The sequence below is a fragment of the Streptomyces sp. NPDC044064 genome, from assembly GCF_056434245.1.
In genome coordinates, this window is sequence record NZ_JBWKFN010000007.1 from 121,372 (window position 1) to 138,788 (window position 17,417).

At 72.3% G+C, this 17,417-nt stretch carries 16 protein-coding genes; 9 read left to right on the forward strand and 7 right to left on the reverse strand.

Going from position 1 to position 17,417, the window contains the following annotated elements:
• Window positions 1-118: 118 nt before the first annotated feature.
• Window positions 119-802: a hypothetical protein gene (locus AC07DS_RS13780; RefSeq protein ID WP_479144961.1), complete on the reverse strand. Its 684-nt coding sequence runs from the start codon at window positions 800-802 to the stop codon at window positions 119-121.
• A gap of 340 nt (window positions 803-1,142) precedes the next feature.
• Here AC07DS_RS13780 and AC07DS_RS13785 point away from each other — a divergent pair, with 340 nt between their 5' ends.
• The gene (locus AC07DS_RS13785) at window positions 1,143-2,006 is read left to right on the forward strand and encodes a phosphatidylinositol-specific phospholipase C/glycerophosphodiester phosphodiesterase family protein (RefSeq protein ID WP_479144962.1); all 864 of its coding nucleotides are present in this window, start codon (window positions 1,143-1,145) and stop codon (window positions 2,004-2,006) included.
• A gap of 102 nt (window positions 2,007-2,108) precedes the next feature.
• The gene (locus AC07DS_RS13790) at window positions 2,109-2,303 is read left to right on the forward strand and encodes a hypothetical protein (RefSeq protein ID WP_097256038.1); all 195 of its coding nucleotides are present in this window, start codon (window positions 2,109-2,111) and stop codon (window positions 2,301-2,303) included.
• A 39-nt stretch (window positions 2,304-2,342) separates the two neighbouring features.
• On the opposite strand, the gene AC07DS_RS13795 is transcribed toward AC07DS_RS13790, so the two are convergent.
• From AC07DS_RS13795 to AC07DS_RS13805, 3 genes are all read right to left on the reverse strand, one after another.
• On the reverse strand, window positions 2,343-3,509 hold the full coding sequence (locus AC07DS_RS13795) for a phosphodiester glycosidase family protein (protein WP_479145296.1): 1,167 nt from the start codon (window positions 3,507-3,509) through the stop codon (window positions 2,343-2,345).
• 144 nt (window positions 3,510-3,653) lie between these two features.
• Window positions 3,654-4,013 carry a DUF779 domain-containing protein gene (locus AC07DS_RS13800; RefSeq protein WP_145885060.1) on the reverse strand — a complete coding sequence of 120 codons (360 nt, stop codon included), beginning with the start codon at window positions 4,011-4,013 and terminating at the stop codon, window positions 3,654-3,656.
• A gap of 95 nt (window positions 4,014-4,108) precedes the next feature.
• The gene (locus tag AC07DS_RS13805; RefSeq protein ID WP_479144964.1) at window positions 4,109-4,894 is read right to left on the reverse strand and encodes a maleylpyruvate isomerase family mycothiol-dependent enzyme; all 786 of its coding nucleotides are present in this window, start codon (window positions 4,892-4,894) and stop codon (window positions 4,109-4,111) included.
• An 87-nt stretch (window positions 4,895-4,981) separates the two neighbouring features.
• Between AC07DS_RS13805 and AC07DS_RS13810 the strand changes: the two genes are divergently transcribed.
• Window positions 4,982-5,479: a hypothetical protein gene (locus tag AC07DS_RS13810; protein ID WP_479144966.1), complete on the forward strand. Its 498-nt coding sequence runs from the start codon at window positions 4,982-4,984 to the stop codon at window positions 5,477-5,479.
• A gap of 47 nt (window positions 5,480-5,526) precedes the next feature.
• A complete protein-coding gene (locus tag AC07DS_RS13815; RefSeq protein WP_479144968.1) occupies window positions 5,527-6,252 on the forward strand; it encodes a DUF2625 domain-containing protein in 726 nt (241 codons plus the stop codon).
• Window positions 6,253-6,271: 19 nt separating this feature from the next.
• On the opposite strand, the gene AC07DS_RS13820 is transcribed toward AC07DS_RS13815, so the two are convergent.
• The gene (locus AC07DS_RS13820; RefSeq protein WP_479144970.1) at window positions 6,272-7,732 is read right to left on the reverse strand and encodes a purine-cytosine permease family protein; all 1,461 of its coding nucleotides are present in this window, start codon (window positions 7,730-7,732) and stop codon (window positions 6,272-6,274) included.
• A 91-nt stretch (window positions 7,733-7,823) separates the two neighbouring features.
• On the opposite strand from AC07DS_RS13820, the gene AC07DS_RS13825 reads away from it, so the two are divergent.
• Window positions 7,824-8,459, forward strand: coding sequence for a TetR/AcrR family transcriptional regulator (locus AC07DS_RS13825; RefSeq protein ID WP_479144972.1), 636 nt, complete (start codon window positions 7,824-7,826; stop codon window positions 8,457-8,459).
• A 40-nt stretch (window positions 8,460-8,499) separates the two neighbouring features.
• Window positions 8,500-10,119: an amidohydrolase gene (locus AC07DS_RS13830; protein WP_479144974.1), complete on the forward strand. Its 1,620-nt coding sequence runs from the start codon at window positions 8,500-8,502 to the stop codon at window positions 10,117-10,119.
• 24 nt (window positions 10,120-10,143) lie between these two features.
• Here the strand turns inward: AC07DS_RS13830 and AC07DS_RS13835 are convergent, their stop codons facing one another.
• Both AC07DS_RS13835 and AC07DS_RS13840 read right to left on the reverse strand, forming a co-directional pair.
• On the reverse strand, window positions 10,144-12,114 hold the full coding sequence (locus AC07DS_RS13835) for an N-acetylmuramoyl-L-alanine amidase (protein ID WP_479144976.1): 1,971 nt from the start codon (window positions 12,112-12,114) through the stop codon (window positions 10,144-10,146).
• A gap of 215 nt (window positions 12,115-12,329) precedes the next feature.
• Window positions 12,330-13,883 (reverse strand): M1 family metallopeptidase, encoded by a 1,554-nt coding sequence (locus AC07DS_RS13840; protein ID WP_479144978.1) that lies wholly within the window; start codon window positions 13,881-13,883, stop codon window positions 12,330-12,332.
• 290 nt (window positions 13,884-14,173) lie between these two features.
• Between AC07DS_RS13840 and AC07DS_RS13845 the strand changes: the two genes are divergently transcribed.
• The 3 genes from AC07DS_RS13845 to AC07DS_RS13855 all read left to right on the forward strand — a co-directional run bounded on the left by AC07DS_RS13845 (window position 14,174) and on the right by AC07DS_RS13855 (window position 17,363).
• Window positions 14,174-15,535 carry a sugar transferase gene (locus AC07DS_RS13845; protein WP_479145298.1) on the forward strand — a complete coding sequence of 454 codons (1,362 nt, stop codon included), beginning with the start codon at window positions 14,174-14,176 and terminating at the stop codon, window positions 15,533-15,535.
• A 110-nt stretch (window positions 15,536-15,645) separates the two neighbouring features.
• Window positions 15,646-16,185: an LbetaH domain-containing protein gene (locus AC07DS_RS13850; RefSeq protein ID WP_479144980.1), complete on the forward strand. Its 540-nt coding sequence runs from the start codon at window positions 15,646-15,648 to the stop codon at window positions 16,183-16,185.
• Window positions 16,182-17,363: a glycosyltransferase gene (locus tag AC07DS_RS13855; RefSeq protein ID WP_479144982.1), complete on the forward strand. Its 1,182-nt coding sequence runs from the start codon at window positions 16,182-16,184 to the stop codon at window positions 17,361-17,363. The genes AC07DS_RS13850 and AC07DS_RS13855 overlap by 4 nt, the downstream gene beginning before the upstream one ends.
• Window positions 17,364-17,417 lie beyond the last annotated feature (54 nt).

The window sequence follows — 17,417 nt, forward strand, 5'->3', positions numbered from 1 at the left end:
GGCTCAGCCGCCGTGACTGCGGTTCTCAAGGAACCCGTTCGACCATTCATCCCAGTCTCACGCAGGGCCAACAAGTCTGGCCTCCCCATTTTCTGCCCGCGTTGGACCAGTGTGGTGATCAATGCAGACGGGGGTCGACGATGAGCCGGAAAGGCGGTCCTTGCTGGTTGGCAGTGATGACGCCTGACTGGCCCTGACAGAGCCAGTGCAGGTCGAAGCGCCAGGTGAAGTCTCCAGGAGTGCTGGAAGTCACCTCGATGATGAAGCGTTCAGGGTCAAGATGGGAGACCGTATACGGGAAGTCCGACGAACCGTCTGCTGGCCTCACTTCAGGCGTCGGCTCGGCGAGGTCCACATAAAAGGAACGGATCTCCATATGCCCGCGAGCAAAGGATTTATGGTTAAAGATGTGGGGCGGGGTCCCCCGTGATTCCACACGTACTTCCAGCTGGCTGAGGATCACGGCACGATCGACGGTGGCCTCGACAACAAGATCCACAGTAGTTGCATTCAGATGCACGTTCATCTCGGACCGATTCTCGGTGCCTCCGAACATGAGGCCGTACTGGTAAGCCTCCACCGTGATGGGGGGCAGTGGCGTGGGAGGCAGAACGGCCTCTCGGCCGCGCGTGATGGCCTTATCCGCGCCGCGGGCCACAAGCCCGCCGAGAGCGGAGGCGAGGCCCGCGAGAACCGCTGCCACAATCCACTTGCCGATTCCCGGCACTGCGACAGCCACAGCGACCGCGGCAAGCAACAAACCGACGGCACCAGCTCGCAACCAGAGTCGACGCGACCCCACAGCTCCCTCCTCCGAATCCCGTCATCAGCGCCATAGTGCCTGACCGGCCAAGGCCAGAGACGGGATTGGATGGGACACGCCTGATGTGAGAACCGACAGTGGCCGTCACGAAATATCCGCCACAGCCGCTTTCAACGAGCGCCATCACTGCCAAGGACAAACCCGACGGCGCGAATTAGCCAACAGCATCCACCTGGGGCGGGCTTCTTCGTGCCCACCCCCGCCGGCAAGTGAACAGAGGGCAGCAGTCCGGCCAACTCCCCGCAGGGCAGGGCCATTTGAGAGGTGGGCGCACGCATACTCTCCCCGGTCCCCTCCGGCCCCTCAAGGGAGGCAGCGCATGGCCCTCACCACCCGTCGCAGAGCCCTCACCACCCTCGGCGCCGCCCTCGCGGGCGCGGTCGCCCTGCCCGCCGGCCAGGCCCGGGCGGGCGGCGGCCGCCGTGGCCCGCGCCCGTTGTGGCACGCGCACGCCCACAACGACTACGAGCACCCGCGGCCCCTGTTCGATGCCCTCGGTCACCGCTTCGGCAGCGTCGAGGCCGACATCTTCCTCGTCGGCGACCAGCTGCTCGTCGGACACGACAGCTCCGAGCTGGACCCGACCCGCACCCTCGAGTCCCTCTACCTCGACCCGCTCGCCGCCCGCCTCAAGGCCAACCACGGCTGCGTGTACCGGGGTTGGCGGCAGCCGCTGCAGCTCCTCATCGACATCAAGACCGAGGGATCCTCGACGTACGTCGAACTCGACCGGCACCTGCGGCGCTACCCGCAGCTGTTCACCCGCTACGCGCACGGCTGTGTCCACCGGGGTCCGGTCACCGCCGTCGTCTCCGGTGACCGCGCCGCGCGTGTCCCCATGGAGGCCCAGGCCGAGCGCCGGGCCTTCTACGACGGTCGGCTCACCGACCTCGGCAGTCCGGCCCCCGCCTCCTTCGTCCCGCTGATCAGCGACAACTGGACCCTGAACTTCACCTGGCTGGGCGAGGGCCCGTTCCCGGACGCCGAGCGGGAGAAGCTGCGCGGTATCACCGCTGCCGCCCACGCGCGAGGGCAGCGGATCAGGTTCTGGGCGACCCCGGACACGGCGGGCGCTGCCCGGGACGCCCTGTGGACTGAACTCCTCGCCGGCGGCGTCGACCACCTCAACACCGACGATCTCACCGGCCTTGAGGCCTTCCTGGACGCACACCCGTCCGGGTAAGACCACTCGATCGGAGGACATGTCAGCCGCCCGGACGAACCCCCCGCTACGCCACACTTGCGGCCGAACGCCGTTCATGGGGCGTGGCGGAGGAGGTTTCCGATGGCCGTTTCCATCTCTGTGGTGCTGCTGCTCCTGATCATTGTCGTGATCTTCATGCGCAACGGCGCCCTGAAGATCTCGCACGGCCTGGTCTGCATGCTGCTCGGCTTCTACCTGGCCAGCACCAGCATGGCGCCCACGATCCACAGCGGCCTCACCGCGACCGCCGACCTGGTGGGCAGCCTGCGGCCCTAGGACCTGTCCGGCAGGCCCTGGGCCTGTGCGTCGTCGCGCTCAGGACGAGAAGACCCCGATGCCGTTCGCGACCGGGCGCTCGGCGCCGCCGCTCGGGTGGTTGCGGACCGTCACGCTGCCCGCTCCCGTGTCCCGGGTGGCCATCTCGGTCGAGCCGCCGCCGTCGAGGTTGAACGCGTCGGACGCGCCCAGGTCGGCCATGAGGTCGGCCTCTTCGGCGATGGTCATGCCCGTCCGGTAGGCCGCGGCCCCGTCCAGCGCGAGCAGCAGCATCCTGTGCCCGCCGTCCGCGAGGCCCACCACGGTGCGCACGGCCGAGGTGCTGTCGTCCAGCCCGGACAGCGGCCTGCCGCCCCGCAGGACCGGGTAGCCGCCGATCGCGAACCTGTACGGGACCTTGGCCGTGGCCGCCACCAGGCCGTGCGTGACGGTCACCTCGTCGCCCACGGACAGCTTGCGCAGCTGCTGCGCGCCCTCCTCACGGCCCACCAGGACCGTGGTGTCCGCGGGGATCGGGCCGCTGCCCGGGGCGTCGGAGACGGAGACCACCTCACCGTCCCGCACCTTCACCTCGTGGGTGTCCTTGCTGCACGCCCCCGCCCGGTCGGTGTCCGTGCCGCAGGTGGCACGCTCCCGGGAGACGCTGCCCCACCGTGCGGTGAAGGCGCCGACGGAGTTCTGCGGCAGCGCGTACTGGTTGAGGCCTCTCAGCGGGAACGCCCCGTCCGGCGTGCCGACAGAGCCGCTGAGGGTGAGGCGGTCCAGCCGGGCCCGTCCGTCGGTGCCCACGCCGAGCACGTCCGTCGTGGTCGTCCCGGGCGGCAGCGAGGGCCCGAACCGCTGGCCCTTCGGCACCGCCGCCTTGAGCACCTGCCCGCCGGCGATCGCCGGTCCCACGCTCGCGCCCGTCGCCTCCACGCCCGGGTGCTGCGTCTCGCTGATGTTGAAGAAGTCGCCGTTGACCCCCGCGACCGCGCCGGCCGAGTCGGCCAGCTTGGAGACGGTCGCCCGGGCCGCCACCGACCCCGGGTACAACAGATCCAGTCGCACATGAGGATTGTTCAGATCGACGGTGAGCAGATGGGCGTGCGCCTTGCCCGCCGCCTCCTCGATGTCGAACTGCCGGTAGGCGACACCCGGCGCGACCCGTCTGCCCAGCGGTACGGCACCGGCCGGTCCCGCCCCCGCCAGGGCCGCACCGGCCAGTACGCCGAACGCCGTGAGAACCGTGAGAACCGATCTGCCTGCCGTCGTCTGCCGCCGATCGTGCGCCACTGCGCCCCCTGATGTCTCGTCAACTGTCCCAGGACTCAAGGGAAGTGCAGCAGACGGCGATGGCGCGCGGGGGAGCTAGGCGTCGACTACGCGAGAACGGGTGAGAAAACGCACCCCCTCGGGTGCTTCCAGTGAGAATCCGCTCCCCCGTCCGGGTACCACGTCGACGATCAGCCGGGTGTGGCTCCACACCTCGTACTGGCTCCTCGACATCCAGAAGGTCACGGGCTCCTCGACGCCCTCCACCGCGAGTTCCGCCAGCAGCACGTCGGAGTCGCCGGTGCGGAACTCGCCGTCCGGGTAGCACATGGGCGCGCTGCCGTCGCAGCAGCCGCCGGACTGGTGGAACATCAGCGGACCGTGCTCGGACCGCAGCCTGCGCACCAGCTCGGCGGCCTGCGGGGTGAGTTCGACGCGGGGGACTTCCACTTCCATGGTCACCGTCCTGGAGAGCCGGGCGTGGCAGATGTCCCAGTCTCACGGCTCGTCAGCGGTGCGTCCAGCACGCGTTCTTCGAGCGGACCGTGGGGTCAGCCCCGACCGGGGACCTCGTCGGTCCGGCCCCACCCGGGCGTCGGCGGCTGCGGCCACCGCGGGGGAGCGGGCAGGGTCTCGGCCGGACCGTCAAGGACCAGGCCCGTGGCCGGAGTCCGCCCGCTGAGCCAGCCGAGCAGTAGGTGCCCGGGCCCGGCGATCGAAGGGCCCCCGGGAGACAGGCGCCAGCGGCGGCCCAGGTCGACCGCCTCGACGTGGGAGAGGGGATGGCCCTGGGTCTGCAGAGCGGCGAGGGTCTCGTCGAGCGCCCAGGACACGTACGACGCCGGCCAGTCGGCGGTTCCGTACCCCAGGCCCAGGTCGAGATGGTGGTGCTCCAGCTCCCGCTGACACCGCAGCAGGGTGTACCAGGCGGGGTGCCGCCAGCCCGCGAGTGCCGACACCAGGGTGTCCCACCTGGCTGCGGGCATCTCCCGGGCCTCCGCCACGACCAGATCCAGGGCCCGCAGTGTCCGGTCGGCCAGCGCGTCGGCGGGCAGGGCGGCGGTCCGCCCGGCCGCCTCGGCCAGGGCGGCCGCATCCTGCCGGGGTCCCGGCGCGGAGCCCGTACGCGCCAGCCGCAGCAGCCACACGTAGGCGTCCGCGCCGCCCGCGATGTGCGCGAGCACCTGGCCCCGGCTCCAGGGAGCGAGTCCGGAGGGCGCCCCGTACCCGGCGTCGCCGAGGCCGTCCATGGTCTGCGCGAGCCGGTCCGCCGAGCGGGCGACGCCATCGATCAGGGCGTCGACGTCGGCCGCGCCCATCGCAGGGGAAACGTTCATGCACACTCCTGGGCCCAGACGTCCGCCAAGAGCATCCCAGAGACAAGGAGATGACGGGTGGGCGGGTGCCTGGGAGAGGATGACCCCATGCGCTACCACTCGCCCTTCGACCGGCCCGAACCGCGCCTCGTGCACGCCGGTGAACACCCCCTCTGGGACGAGGCCCTGGCGGCGGTCAACCGCGACCTGGCGGTGACGCTGCCGGAGCAACGGCCCCTGTGCCTCTTCGCCATACCCTGGGAGGAGGGCGAACCGGACCAGGTCTACGTCGCCCTCGCCAACGGCGAGTGGCACGGGAACCCCCTGTGGGCCGACCCGCGAACCGCCGCCGACGTCCTGGTGTCGGTGGCCGAGGCCGCGCAGGAGACGGTCTCGGAGCGCCTGTGGCAGGCGTGGCCGGTCTGCTCCGTGCACGACCTGGGGATGCACGTACGCGAGGCGTCCGGCCGGCCGTCGTGGTGGTGCGCCGGTACGACGGACCCGCAGGACCCGCCGCACATCCGTGCGGCCGTGGGCGAGTTGGACACGCTCCAGCGCCCGCACCGGCCGAACCGGAAGCGCCGCAGGAACAGCGGGCGGGGCTGACCGGGGGCGGCCGGGGCCCGGCTCCTCGGGCGTGCCATGATCCCCGGATGCGCGAGATCGACGAACTGGCCCAGGTGGACGACCCGGCCTGGCCGGAGCTCCGGGAACAGCTCGCGGCCAGTGCCGTGCCGGTGCGTGTACTGCCGGGCGACCCCGGCGAAGGCCGGCGGTGCCTGCTGCAGATGCAGGTCACCGCGCGCTCCACGCTCGGCGCGCTCGCGCTGAACTGCGGTGGGCTCGTCCTGGACGACGGGTGGCTGCGGGTGTATGGCGGCGGTTCGTCGGCGACGGGCGGTCTGCCCGGTCTGGGCCGGGTCAACGGCTTCCCGCAGGAGTTCGATCCCGCCTGGCGCCCCGCCTCGGGTCTGGTCGTCGGGCACGACGTGCTCGGCGGGGTGTTCGCGCTCAACGGCCACGACCCGGCCGGAGCGGGCCGCCCGGGCGATCCCGGCCGGATGACGTACTTCGCTCCCGACACCCTGGAGTGGGAGGCCCTGGACATGGGCCACTCCACCTGGGTGTGGTGGCTCCTGTCCGGCCGGCTGGAGACGTTCTACGAGGGGTTGCGCCCGCCGGGCTGGCGCGAGGAGGCCGCCGCCCTGGACCTCTCGCAGGGCATCACCGTCTACCCGTTCCTGTGGTCCGAGGAGGCGCAGGAGGACCTTGCGGCCACCACCCGGCGGGCCGTGGCGATGCGCGAAGTCCTGGGCGTGGCGGCGGACTTCGCGCGGCAGCTGGGCCCGGCCGATCCGGGTTTCCTCGGCGAGGTCTGAGGCACCGCCACCCGACCGCTCACCCCTGCCGGCGCAGGGCGCGCATCGACACCGCGTACACCCCGGAAGCCACCAGAATCCCCACGGGCAGGGCGAGGTCGATGCCGCCCAGGGCGGCGGCCACCGGCCCGGTGTACACGGTGTCGACACACGCGGCGGAGGCGGCGACGCCCGCCGCGAGGGCCAGCGCGCCGGACCAGTTGACCCCGCCGGTGTACCAGAAGGGGCTGCCCGGGGTCTCGTCGGCGAGGGCGAGGCCGTCGTAGCGGTTGCGGCGCAGCAGGATGTCGGTGGCGTAGACGGCCATGGTCGGGCCGAGCAGGACCACCGTCAGCTGCAGGACGTTCCCGACCGTGTCCAGGAAGTCGGACACGAGCAGCGCGTAGAGGGTCAGCGAGACGGAGACGGCTCCGTCGACCAGGACGCTGAGCGAGCGCCGGATGCGGATGCCGACGGCCTGCAGGGCGAGACCGGCGCTGTAGGCGGTCAGGGCGTTGAGGGCGACGGTGCCGAGGACCAGCGCGAGCAGGAACAGCGGGCGGAACCAGCCGGGCAGCAGCCCCTCGAGCGCGCCCTGCGGGTCGCTCATGTCGACCGCGGTCGCCGCGAACGCGCCGAGACAGCAGACCAGGGTGCCGGGCAGGAACCCGCCGAACGCCGTCCAGCCGGCCACCGACCTCGCGGACGTACTGCGGGGCAGATAGCGGGAGAAGTCGGCGCTGGTGGTGTACGACAGCGGGCCCGACGCGATCAGCCCCATGCCGGCCAGCGCGGTCGCCCACAGCGCGCTGCCGGTCAGCGGGCGGTCCGGGACGTAGCCGAAGTCGGTCTGCCGCACCACGGCGAAGGCCAGCACGGCGAAGACGGCGGTGAGGGCGAGGGTGACCGGCACATAGAGCCGGATGATCGCGGCGTGGCCGTAGACGCTGATGGCGAGGGTGACCGCGGCGATCAGTACGACGACGAGCGCCTTCACCGCGTTGTTCACCGGCAGGCCGGTCCGCTCGACCAGGGAGAAGGCGGCGGTCGCCGCGGCGGCCAGGTTCAGTGCGAAGTAGCAGACGGAGATCATCCAGCCGGTCACGGCGTTGTTCACCCGGTTCCCGCGGATGCCGTACATCGCGCGGGTGACGACCTCGCTGGGCGCGCCCGCGGCCGGGCCGGAGACCGCGAGCAGGCCGGTGAGCAGCCAGAACGCATTGCCCACGACGATCACGGCCACCGCCTGCCACAGGCTCAGCCCCATCAGTACCAGCGCGCCGCCGACGACCAGGCTGAGGTAGTTCACATTGGCTGCGGCCCACACCGGGAACAGCTCCCGGGGGCGGCCGCGGCGCTCGGAGTCGGGGATGTGGTCGATGCCGTGGGACTCGATGCCGCCGGTCCGCCCGGGGGTCGAGGACGCGGGGGACGACGTCGCGATCCCGTCGGCGGCCGTGCGGCGCTCGTCGGGATGCGGGTCGGGGAGCGTGGACGCCATGAGGCCCTCCGGGGGCGGTGGGATCGGCCTGGTCGCTTATTGGTCGCATGACCAGTTGCTTATTGGTCGCACACTCAATAGCATCTCCGGCATGTCGTCAAGCGTTCAGCGCAAGCGGGTCCGCAAGGACCCGGCCGCCCGGCGGGCCGAAATCGTCGAGGCGGCCGCCGTCATCGCCCTGGCCGAGGGGCTGGAGAGCATCACGCTGCGCCGGATCGGCGAGGAGCTCGACGTCCGCCCGGGGCTGATCAGTCACTACTTCCCCTCGGCCGAGGAGCTCGTCGCCGAGGCCTTCGGCAGCGCGGCGAGCGGCGAGCTCGACAGCCTCCTCCCGGCCGGGCGCCCGGAGGGCACGCCCACCGTGCGTCTGGCCCGGTTCTTCGCCCGCACCTCGGGCGAGTCGTACGACGCCATCAGCCGGCTGTGGATCAACGCGCGCCATCTCAGCCGCTACCGGCCGGTCCTCGCCGACCGGGTCTCCGAGCAGGAGGCTGCCTGGCGGGGACGGCTGGAAGGGCTGGTCCGGGAGGGTGTGGCGGCAGCCGAGTTCCACACCGACGACCCTTTGGTGACGGCCGTCCAGATCCTGGTCGTGCTCGACGGCCTGGGCGCCCACGCCAACACCGTGACCCCTGAGCGGCCGCGGGCCGTGGCCCGTATGGCCGTCACCCTCGCCGAGCGCGAACTCCGCCTTCCCGCAGGGAGTTTGGACCGCACGGCCGACTGACCCGACATCAAGTACGCCCCCTGAACCACCGGAGGACCCCGTGCCCGCCGATCTCGTCCTGCTCTCCGCCCGGCTGCTCGACCCGGGCACGGGCGGACTCCTTCCGCACACCGCGCTCGCCGCCGAGGGCGGGCTGATCACCTTCCTCGGCGACGACCGGGCGGCCCGTACCCTCGCCGGGCCCGGCACCACGGTCGTCGACCTGCGCGGAGCGGTGGTGACCGCGGGCTTCACCGACGGGCATCTGCACCCGGTCTCCGGTGCCGAACGCACCATGGGCGTCGACCTGACGGCCTGCCGGGACCTGCCCGCCGTACGAGCGGCGCTCGCCGAGGCCGCCGGGACCCTGCGGCCGGGGGCCTGGCTGCGCGGCTGGGGCCTGGACCCCAACGCCTTCGGTACCGAGCCGGTCGGCGCGGCCGCGCTCGGCCCGGTCCTCGACGGCGTACCCGCGCTCCTCGACCTGTTCGACGGACACTCCGTGCTGGCCGGTGCGCGGGCGCTGGAACTGGCGGGTGTCGACGGCCCGCGGGAGTTCACGCAGGGTTCCGAGATCGTCTGCGACGCCGACGGGCGGCCCACCGGTCTGCTGCTGGAGGACGCGGCCTGCGAACTGGTCGAGGCCGTCGCACCCCGGCCCACCGAGGCCGAGGTACGGGCCCGCACCGCGGAGGTCCTGAACGCCATGGCGGCTGCGGGCCTCACCGGCGGCCACGCCATGGACGCCAACGGGGAGAGCCTGTCCGTGTACGCCGCCCTGGAGGCCGAGGGCGCCCTGCCCCTGCGGCTGCGGGTCGCCCCCTGGTGCCGGCCGGAGGCCGACGACGACGCCGTCGCCGAACTCGTCCGGCTGCAGGGCACAGGGGGCGCGCTGTGGCAGGTCGCCGGCGTGAAGCTGTTCATGGACGGCACCATCGACAACGGCACCGCCTGGCTCGAAGTCCCCGACTGCCACGGCGAGTCGGCCCACGCCTACTGGCCCGACCCGCAGCGCTACACCCAGGTGATCGAGGCCCTCCACCGGGCCGGTGTGCCCACCGCCACCCACGCGATCGGCGACGCGGCGGTACGGCACGTGCTCGACTCGGTCGAGAAGGTCCGTGCGCGGCACCCGGCCCCGGTACGGCACCGGGTCGAGCACATCGAGACGGTGCCCGACGACACCGTGCGGCGCTTCGCACTGCTCGGTGTGGCCGCGTCCATGCAGCCCACCCACTGCTGCGAGTTCACCCGGGCCGACCACACCGACAACTGGTCGCGCCGGCTCGGCGAGGAGCGGGCCGGGCGCGCCTTCCGCTGCCGCGATCTGTGGGCGGCCGGGGCCCGGGTCGTCCTCGGTTCCGACTGGCCCATCGCGCCGTACCCGCCGCTGCAGGTCATGGCCGGTGCCCGGCACCGCCGCCCCGCCGACCTCTCCCTGCCCCCGCACGGGCCCGGCCAGGCCCTCACCGCACTGCAGGCGCTGCAGGGCATCACCGTCAACGCGGCCTGGGCCGCCGGACAGGAGGACCTCGCCGGCCGGCTCACCGTCGGCCGGCGCGCCGACCTGACGGTGCTGGCCGAGAACCCGCTGGAGGTCCCCGACACCGAGCTGGCCCGTCTGCCGGTCGTCCTCACGGTGCTGGCGGGCCGGCCCACGCACCGGGCCGCCGGCCTGTAGCCGACGGTCCGGGTGCCCCTCGGGTCAGCGCTGGGGAACGGGCGCCGCCTGTCCGGGCGGGCCCGCCGCCGCGGACGCCGACTTGATCACGTCGACGTCACTCGCCCGGACATAGGCGAGCCGGTGGCCGATCTGGATCTCGTAGTACTCCTCCTGGCCCTGCACCACGGGGGACGGGGAGTCGTCGGAGGAAGGTTTCTCCAGGTAGGAACCGAGGACGCGGGACTGTGTCACATACCGCTGGCCCGCACGGATGGTGTACGGGAGCGGCGACTCCTCGGGCTGTTCGTCCGTCCCCTCCGGATAGGCGTCCTCCTCCGGCAGGGCGCGGCCGAACACCTCGACCTCCCTCAGACCCTCCTTCGGGGTCACCGTCCGGCCGCGCGCACCGACCGCCGTCGGGTGACTCTTCGGGTTCCTGAACCAGGCCTTGTGCCCCTGGAACCAGATCGCCGTCCAGTCGCCGCTGCGGTCGGCGACCGCGAAGGTCTGGCCCGCGGAGACCCGCGACCCCAGGTCGTTGACGTCCACGGTGGAGTCCGCGCCGTCGGGGTGCCGGCCCGGGTCCTGGATCAGCGGAGCTTTGTCGTACGGGTCGGTGCGCAGGCGCACCGCGCTGGAGCCGTGCGGCGCGCACTTCACACCGCTCTTGGTGCAGCCGGTGAACAGCGGGTTGTGCGTGGGGTAGTCCGGCAGGATCATCACGACGTCGCTGTCCGGCCCGGCCGTCGCCTTCAGCGGCGCGCCGAGCAGGTCGAAGTAGTGCCGCCAGTCCCAGAAGGGGCCCGGGTCGTCGTGCATGTCCGGGATGGAGTCCTCGGTCGGAGCCGGCACGTTGTCATGGCCGAAGATGTGCTGCCGGTCGAGCGGAACCCCGTACTTCTTCGCCAGGTACTTCACCAGGCGGGCCGAGGACCGGTACATCGTCTCCGTGAACCAGGCGTCGGGATGCCGCAGGAACCCCTCGTGCTCGATCCCGATCGAGCGGGCGTTCACGAACTGGCTGCCGGAGTGCCAGGCCGCGTCCTTGATCTTGATGTGCTGGGTGATGTGGCCGTCACGGGAGCGGATGGAGTAGTGCCACGACGCCTCCTCCGGATCCTGGATCGTCTGCAGCATCGACGCCAGCGGCGCCTCGGTGTCGTGGATGACGATGTAGTCGATCCGCTGGTCCTTGGGCCGGTCGGCCAGCTGGTGGTTGCCGTACTCGTCGTCGTCGATCCGGACGTACGGCGCGCTGAGCCAGGAGCAGGCCAGCTCCGGCGGGCAGTCGACCTCCTTGGGGTGCGGCGCGCCGGTGGTGGCGGGGCGGTGCGGTCGGACACGGGGGCTCGCCGCGAGGGTGACCCGCTGCCCCGCGTCGGTGATGCGGTGCGCGCCCCGGCGGATCACGTCGAAGACATCGTCCGCGAAGGTCTCCGCCGAAGCCCGGTCGGCGGCCCCCGGGAAGGTGGCCACGGTCTCCCACCAGTCCGCGGGATTGGAGCTGAGCGGCTTGCCGAGCTGTCGCTGGGTGGCCGCGAGGAGTGCCGCCCCGCCGCGTACGTTGGCCGCGTCGTCCGTCCGCAGCTCCTCGGCCGGAAGCCCGGTCAGGCGTGCGGCCCGGCGCAGGTCCGCCGCGGGGGCCGGCGTGCGCGCGGAGGTCGATCCCGCCGCCCCCGCGCGCGGCCGTGCCTTCTTGGGCTGCGGTGCCTGCGGGGGCTGGGGCGCGTCCACCAGGTGCATCGGACCGTAGCCGCCGACGACGCTCGGCGCGCCCTGGTGCGAGTCCCACCTCGACTGCAGGTAGGAGACGCCCATGAGCACGCTCCGGGGGACGTGGTACTCGTTCGCGGCGGCCTTGTAGTCGTCCTGGAGACGTTGGTCGGACGGCGCCACCTCCCCCGAGCGGTCGATCAGTAACGGCACCAGCAGCGCCGCCGAAGCGGTCACACAGATGATCCGCCGGTGCCCGCGTACGGCACTGGAGACGCGGGGGGCGACGCGTTTTTTCATGAAGGTGCCTCCGACGAGGTTCAGCGTGGTGGCCAGGACAGATGCGACCAGGGCACAGTGGACTGCCCTTCAGGGCAAAGGGGGTTGCCCTTCGCGTCACCCCTTGTACGTTTCCGTGCCTCGCGCGCCGCGTCGCGCCGAGCGTCACCGGCGTGGACCAGCCGTCGGGCACAGGCCACCCGGTCGGCGGCACCCTGCCCGCCCCTGCGGAGGGATCAGTCCTCGACCGGGTCCACCTGCCAGTCGGGGTGTCCCGGCATGGGCGGCGTGTGCGGCCCGTACAGCCAAGGCGTCAGAAAGGGCGTCAGATCCTCACCGGCCACGCGGGACGCGAGCCCGACGAAGTCCGCGGTACCGGCGGCCCGGCCCCGGTACGTCGTCACCCAGGAGCGTTCGATCCGGTCGAACGTGTCCTCGCCCACTTTCTCCCGCAGCGCGTAGAGCACCAGCGCCGAGCCGTCGTAGCGCATCTGGCGGAACAGGGTGGACGCGGTGGGCTCGGCGGGTGCGCCGTCGTCGTGCCGCCACTGGTCGTGCTGTTCGTAGGCGGCACGCATCATGCCCTCCAGGTCGATGCCGCCGTGCGTGTCGGAGTAGAGCAGCTCGTAGAAACGGGCGTGTCCCTCACTCAGCCACAGGTCGGACCACCGCCGGATCGCGACGCTGTCGCCGGTCCAGTGGTGGGCGAGCTCGTGCACGAGGTTGCGCTCGGCGCCGACCTGATCCCCCGACAGATCGGCGCTCGGCACCACGGACAGCGACTGGGTCTCCAGGGCCACCGGCAGGTCGGTGTCCCCGACCAGCACGCCGTAGCGGCGGAAGGGATAGGGGCCGAGTCGCTGTTCGAGCCAGGCCAGGTGCTCGGGGGTCAGCGACCGGTACGCCTCGGTGTCCGTGACCAGGTCCTCGGGGACCACGTCCCGGACGGGCAGTCCGCGCGGGCCCGTGCCGTCCACGACGGAGAACCTCCCGATGGCCAGCTGGACCAGCTGGGCCGCGACCGGTTCCTCGGAGTCGTAGGTCCACCGGGTGCGTCCGTCGGGTTGCCGCACGTGCCCGACGAGCCGGCCGTTGGCCACCGCGGTCAGCCCCGGCGGGGTGGTGATCCGGAAGGTGAACGGCGCCCGCACGCCGGGGTGGTCGTCGGCCGGGAAGACCATCCTGGCGCCGTCGGGCTGGAGCGACAGCAGGGTGCCGTCGGCCGTGGGCACCCAGCCGTAGTCCTGGATCGCGTCGTCGCGGTGGCGTCGCTGCGTGGGGTCGGCCGTGTAGGCGACCCGGACGGTGAACGCACCTCCGCGGGCGATCGGCTTCGCCGGGGTGACGACCAGTTCGTCGCCGTCGCGCACGGCCTTCGCCGGTGTGCCGTCGACGGTGACCGCGTGCAGTGCGTTGCCCGCGAAGTCGAGGTCGAAGCGGGACAGGGCCTGCGTGGCGGTGGCCCGGATGGTGGTGGTCGCGGCGAAGGGCGTGCGGGGTGCGCGCCAGTCGAAGTCGAGGGTGTAGCGGCGGACCGTGTAGCCACCGTTGCCGTCGAGCGGCGCGAGCGGGTCGCCGAGTCCGCGGGCACCGGGGGAGGGAGCCTCACCGGGGGAGCCGGGGGAGGAGCCGGGGGCGGGGTGCCCGGCGCGGTCCGGCGCACGGTGCTCCTCGTCGGGGAGGACGACGGTGAGGACGGCGGCACCCGCGATGCCGACGGCGCCGGCCAGGGCCAGGGCCGCACGGCGGGCACGGATACCGCGTCGGATGCCGGCAGTCGTGAAGTCCATGGCGGAACTATGGCATTAAAAAATCATTAATGCGTTATGACCATCAATTCCGTTATGGGGATATATAGCTTGGTATAAAGATCACATCAAGGTGTGGCCATCCCCTCCCAGCGGACCGTGCGGCCGCGCCCGTTGTCCGAGATCGGGCCTTCTGAAGATCGGGCCTTCGAAGGAGAGGCATGCGGCCGTTCAGAATCGCGGCATCCCGACCGGTGCCGGTCCCCATGCCGCGCCGGCCCGTCCAACCGGAGGGCACCCAGGCGCGCTGGTACGGGCCCTTGTCGGTCTGCGTGGATCTGGCCGGCGCGGCGCTGCCCGTCGCGGCCGCGATCGTGGAGGTCCGCGAGCCCCATCCGCTGCGGCTGGCGGCCGTGGCCGTCGTGCTGTGGCCGCTGATCAGAGTGGCCGGGAAGCGCTACACGCTCGCCGCCTGGGGTGACGGGGGCGGCCTGCGTGCCGTCGTCCGGGACTGGCTGGTGCTGGTCGGCGCCCTGGCGACGCTGCGCGTGGTGTGCGGACTGGGCAGCGTGCCGGCCGAGGCGTTCACGGCGCTGATCCCCGCCCTCGTCCTCACCGCGGCCTGCCAGAAGGTGATTCACCGTCATCTGCGGGCCGCCCGCCGCAGGGGCCACGCACTGCGGCACGTCCTGGTGATCGGCGAGGGCCCGACGGTCGACGCGGTGGTCGAGCAGCTCGCCCAGCGCACCGACCACGAATACGTGATCGTCGGGACCTGCCCGGTCGGGGACGACGAGGTGCTCTCCGGCGTACCCGTGGACCTGCGGCTGCCCCGCGCGGCGCCCGAAACCCCCGAGCAGGACGCCGAGGTGGTGCTCGGGGCGGCCGACAGGCTCTCGGCCGACCTGGTCTTCGTGGTGCCGGGCCCGCACATGTCGGGCGAGCGGCTGCGCCGGCTGTCCTGGGCGCTGCACGACCGCGGGTGCGCGCTCGTCGTGCTGCCCGGCATCGTCGACGTCACCCGCCGACGGGTCCGGCTCACCTCGGCGGCCGGACTCACCATGCTGCACATCGTGCCGCCGCTGCGCCGGGGCACGCCGACGCTGCTCAAGTCCGTCCTGGACCGCGCGGGCGCCCTGCTGCTGGTCGTCGTGCTCGCGCCACTGCTGCTCCTGCTGGCCCTGGCCGTCCGGCTCGGCTCGCCCGGACCGGCCTTCTACCGCCAGACGCGGGTGGGCCGGAACAACGCTCCGTTCCCCATGTGGAAGTTCCGCACGATGGTGGTCGACGCGGACCGGCTCAAGAGCGAGCTGGAGGCCGCGAACGAGAACGACGGCCACATGTTCAAGATGCGCCGCGACCCCCGGATCACGCCCCTGGGGCGCCTCCTGCGCCGCTACTCCCTGGACGAGCTGCCCCAGCTGTTCAACGTCCTCCTCGGCCACATGTCCCTGGTCGGCCCACGCCCTCCGGTGCCCGAGGAGGTCGTCAAGTACAACCCGGTCGAGATGCGCCGGCTCAGCGTCAAGCCGGGCCTGACCGGGCTCTGGCAGGTGAGCGGACGGTCGGACCTGTCCTGGCACGAGACGGTCGCCCTCGACCTGCGCTACGTCGACAACTGGTCCCTCGCCGTGGACATGAACGTGCTCGCCCGCACCGTACGGGCCGTGCTGAGCGGCCAGGGCGCCTACTGATCCGCCATCCGGGCAGGCCTGCCGCCAACACGCCGTGATCGCGGGCGACGCGGCTCCCGGGGCGGGAAAGATCGCGACCATGGCCTGAGTCCTCGGGAAGGGACACTCTCATGGCGCAGACCGTCGTCGCGCGATCCCTGCGCGGCTTCACCGGTGCCGGATACGACAAGGGACGGCCCCTGCTCGTCCAGGCCGCCTGGTTCGCCGCCCTCCATCTGTTCTTCGTCAAGTGGTGGTTCCCGGCCCGCTGGCGGCCCGGGCTGCTGCGCGCGTTCGGAGCCCGGGTCGGAGCACGGGTGCTGATCCGGCACGGAGTGCGGGTGCACTGGCCGTGGAAGCTGGAGATCGGCGACGACGTGTGGATCGGCGAGGGCGCCTGGATCCTCAACCTGGAACCGGTCACGATCGGCAGCGACTGCTGTGTGTCCCAGAGCGCGCTGCTGTGCACGGGCAGCCATCGCCGCCGTTCCGCCACCTTCGAGTTCGACAACGGGCCGATCCGGCTGGAACCGGGCAGCTGGGTCGCGGCCCGTGCCGTGGTGCTGCGTGGCGTCACCGTCGGCCGGGGCGGCGTGGTGGGCGCGGGTGTGGTGGCCCACCGGGACCTCCCGGCCGGCGCGGTCCTGACGACGAAGGGAGTCTGCGCATGAGACTGCTCCACGTGGTCACGCTCGTCAGCGACGACGGTGCCTTCGGCGGCCCGCCGAGCGTGGCCCTCGCCCAGGCCGAGGAACTGGTCGCACGCGGACACGACGTCACGCTGATGTCGCTGTGGCGGGGCAGCGGCCGGGGCCCGGACCGCATCGGCCCCGTCCGGCTCCGCTCCCGGCCGGCCCGTACGCTGCTGCCGGGACAGGGCTTCATCGGCCTGCTGCATCCCCTGCTCGTGCGCGACCTGTGGCGGGCCATGGGCGACGCCGACGTCGTGCATGTGCACGCCGGACGCGATCTGGTCTCCCTCACCGCGCTCGCCGTCGCCGCCCTGCGCCGCGTCCCGTGCGTGGCGCAGACCCACGGCATGGTCGAGCCGCGCACCGCGCTCCCCGTCCGCCTGTTCGACCGGCTGTACCTGCCGTTGCTGCGCCGGACACGCACCTGCTTCGTCCTGACCGAGCAGGAGCGCCGGCTGGTGGCCCAGGTGCTCGGACCGGACGGCCCGCCGCTGCGGATCCTGCCCAACGGCATCCGGCCGGGCCCGCCCGAACCGGGTCCCCGGCGGCAGCGCGACCCTCATGTGCTGTTCCTGGCCCGGCTGCATCCGCGCAAGCGCCCGGAAGCCTTCGTGGAGATGGCCGCGCTGGTCCACAAGGAGCTGCCCGGGACCCGGTTCACGCTGTACGGCCCGGACGACGGATCGCTGCCCGCCGTACGCCGGCTCATCGCCGACGGGCTGACGGACGTGGTCCGCTACGGCGGGGCGCTCGATCCCGCCGACGCGCGCGAGGCCTACCGGACGGCGGCCGTCCATGTGCTGGCCAGCGTGAACGAGCCGTTCGGCATGACCGTCATCGAGGCGATGGCCGTCGGCACGCCCGTCGTCCTCACCGACACCTGCGGCATCGCCGACGAGCTGGCGCGCCGGGGTGCCGCGGTCGTCACCGACGGCAGTCCCGAGGCCATGGCGGACGCGGTCCGCCGGCTGCTCGGCGATCCGGACCTCTGCGCCGAACTGGCGGAGGCCGGCCGGCGCGTGGTCGAGGACGTCTACTCCATCGGCGCCGTGGTGGACCGGCTGGAGGAGAACTACCGGGGGAGCGGGACCGGTTCGGATCGTGCCGACCACACTCGGCGGGAGGCGGAGCCGGCCGCATCGAGGCCGGTCGTCTGACCGTCGGTGTCGGAGGGTCGGCCGTCCGATCGGCAGTGACCGAATCGTCGGCCG

What these genes read in the sequence shown, in the direction of transcription:
- AC07DS_RS13785 (WP_479144962.1), top strand. Translation starts at nt 1,143, where the DNA reads ATGGCCCTCACCACCCGTCGCAGAGCCCTCACCACCCTCGGCGCCGCC.
- AC07DS_RS13790 (WP_097256038.1), top strand. Translation starts at nt 2,109, where the DNA reads ATGGCCGTTTCCATCTCTGTGGTGCTGCTGCTCCTGATCATTGTCGTG.
- AC07DS_RS13800 (WP_145885060.1), bottom strand. Translation starts at nt 4,013, where the DNA reads ATGGAAGTGGAAGTCCCCCGCGTCGAACTCACCCCGCAGGCCGCCGAG.
- AC07DS_RS13805 (WP_479144964.1), bottom strand. Translation starts at nt 4,894, where the DNA reads ATGAACGTTTCCCCTGCGATGGGCGCGGCCGACGTCGACGCCCTGATC.
- AC07DS_RS13810 (WP_479144966.1), top strand. Translation starts at nt 4,982, where the DNA reads ATGCGCTACCACTCGCCCTTCGACCGGCCCGAACCGCGCCTCGTGCAC.
- AC07DS_RS13815 (WP_479144968.1), top strand. Translation starts at nt 5,527, where the DNA reads ATGCGCGAGATCGACGAACTGGCCCAGGTGGACGACCCGGCCTGGCCG.
- AC07DS_RS13820 (WP_479144970.1), bottom strand. Translation starts at nt 7,732, where the DNA reads ATGGCGTCCACGCTCCCCGACCCGCATCCCGACGAGCGCCGCACGGCC.
- AC07DS_RS13825 (WP_479144972.1), top strand. Translation starts at nt 7,824, where the DNA reads ATGTCGTCAAGCGTTCAGCGCAAGCGGGTCCGCAAGGACCCGGCCGCC.
- AC07DS_RS13835 (WP_479144976.1), bottom strand. Translation starts at nt 12,114, where the DNA reads ATGAAAAAACGCGTCGCCCCCCGCGTCTCCAGTGCCGTACGCGGGCAC.
- AC07DS_RS13840 (WP_479144978.1), bottom strand. Translation starts at nt 13,883, where the DNA reads ATGGACTTCACGACTGCCGGCATCCGACGCGGTATCCGTGCCCGCCGT.
- AC07DS_RS13850 (WP_479144980.1), top strand. Translation starts at nt 15,646, where the DNA reads ATGGCGCAGACCGTCGTCGCGCGATCCCTGCGCGGCTTCACCGGTGCC.
- AC07DS_RS13855 (WP_479144982.1), top strand. Translation starts at nt 16,182, where the DNA reads ATGAGACTGCTCCACGTGGTCACGCTCGTCAGCGACGACGGTGCCTTC.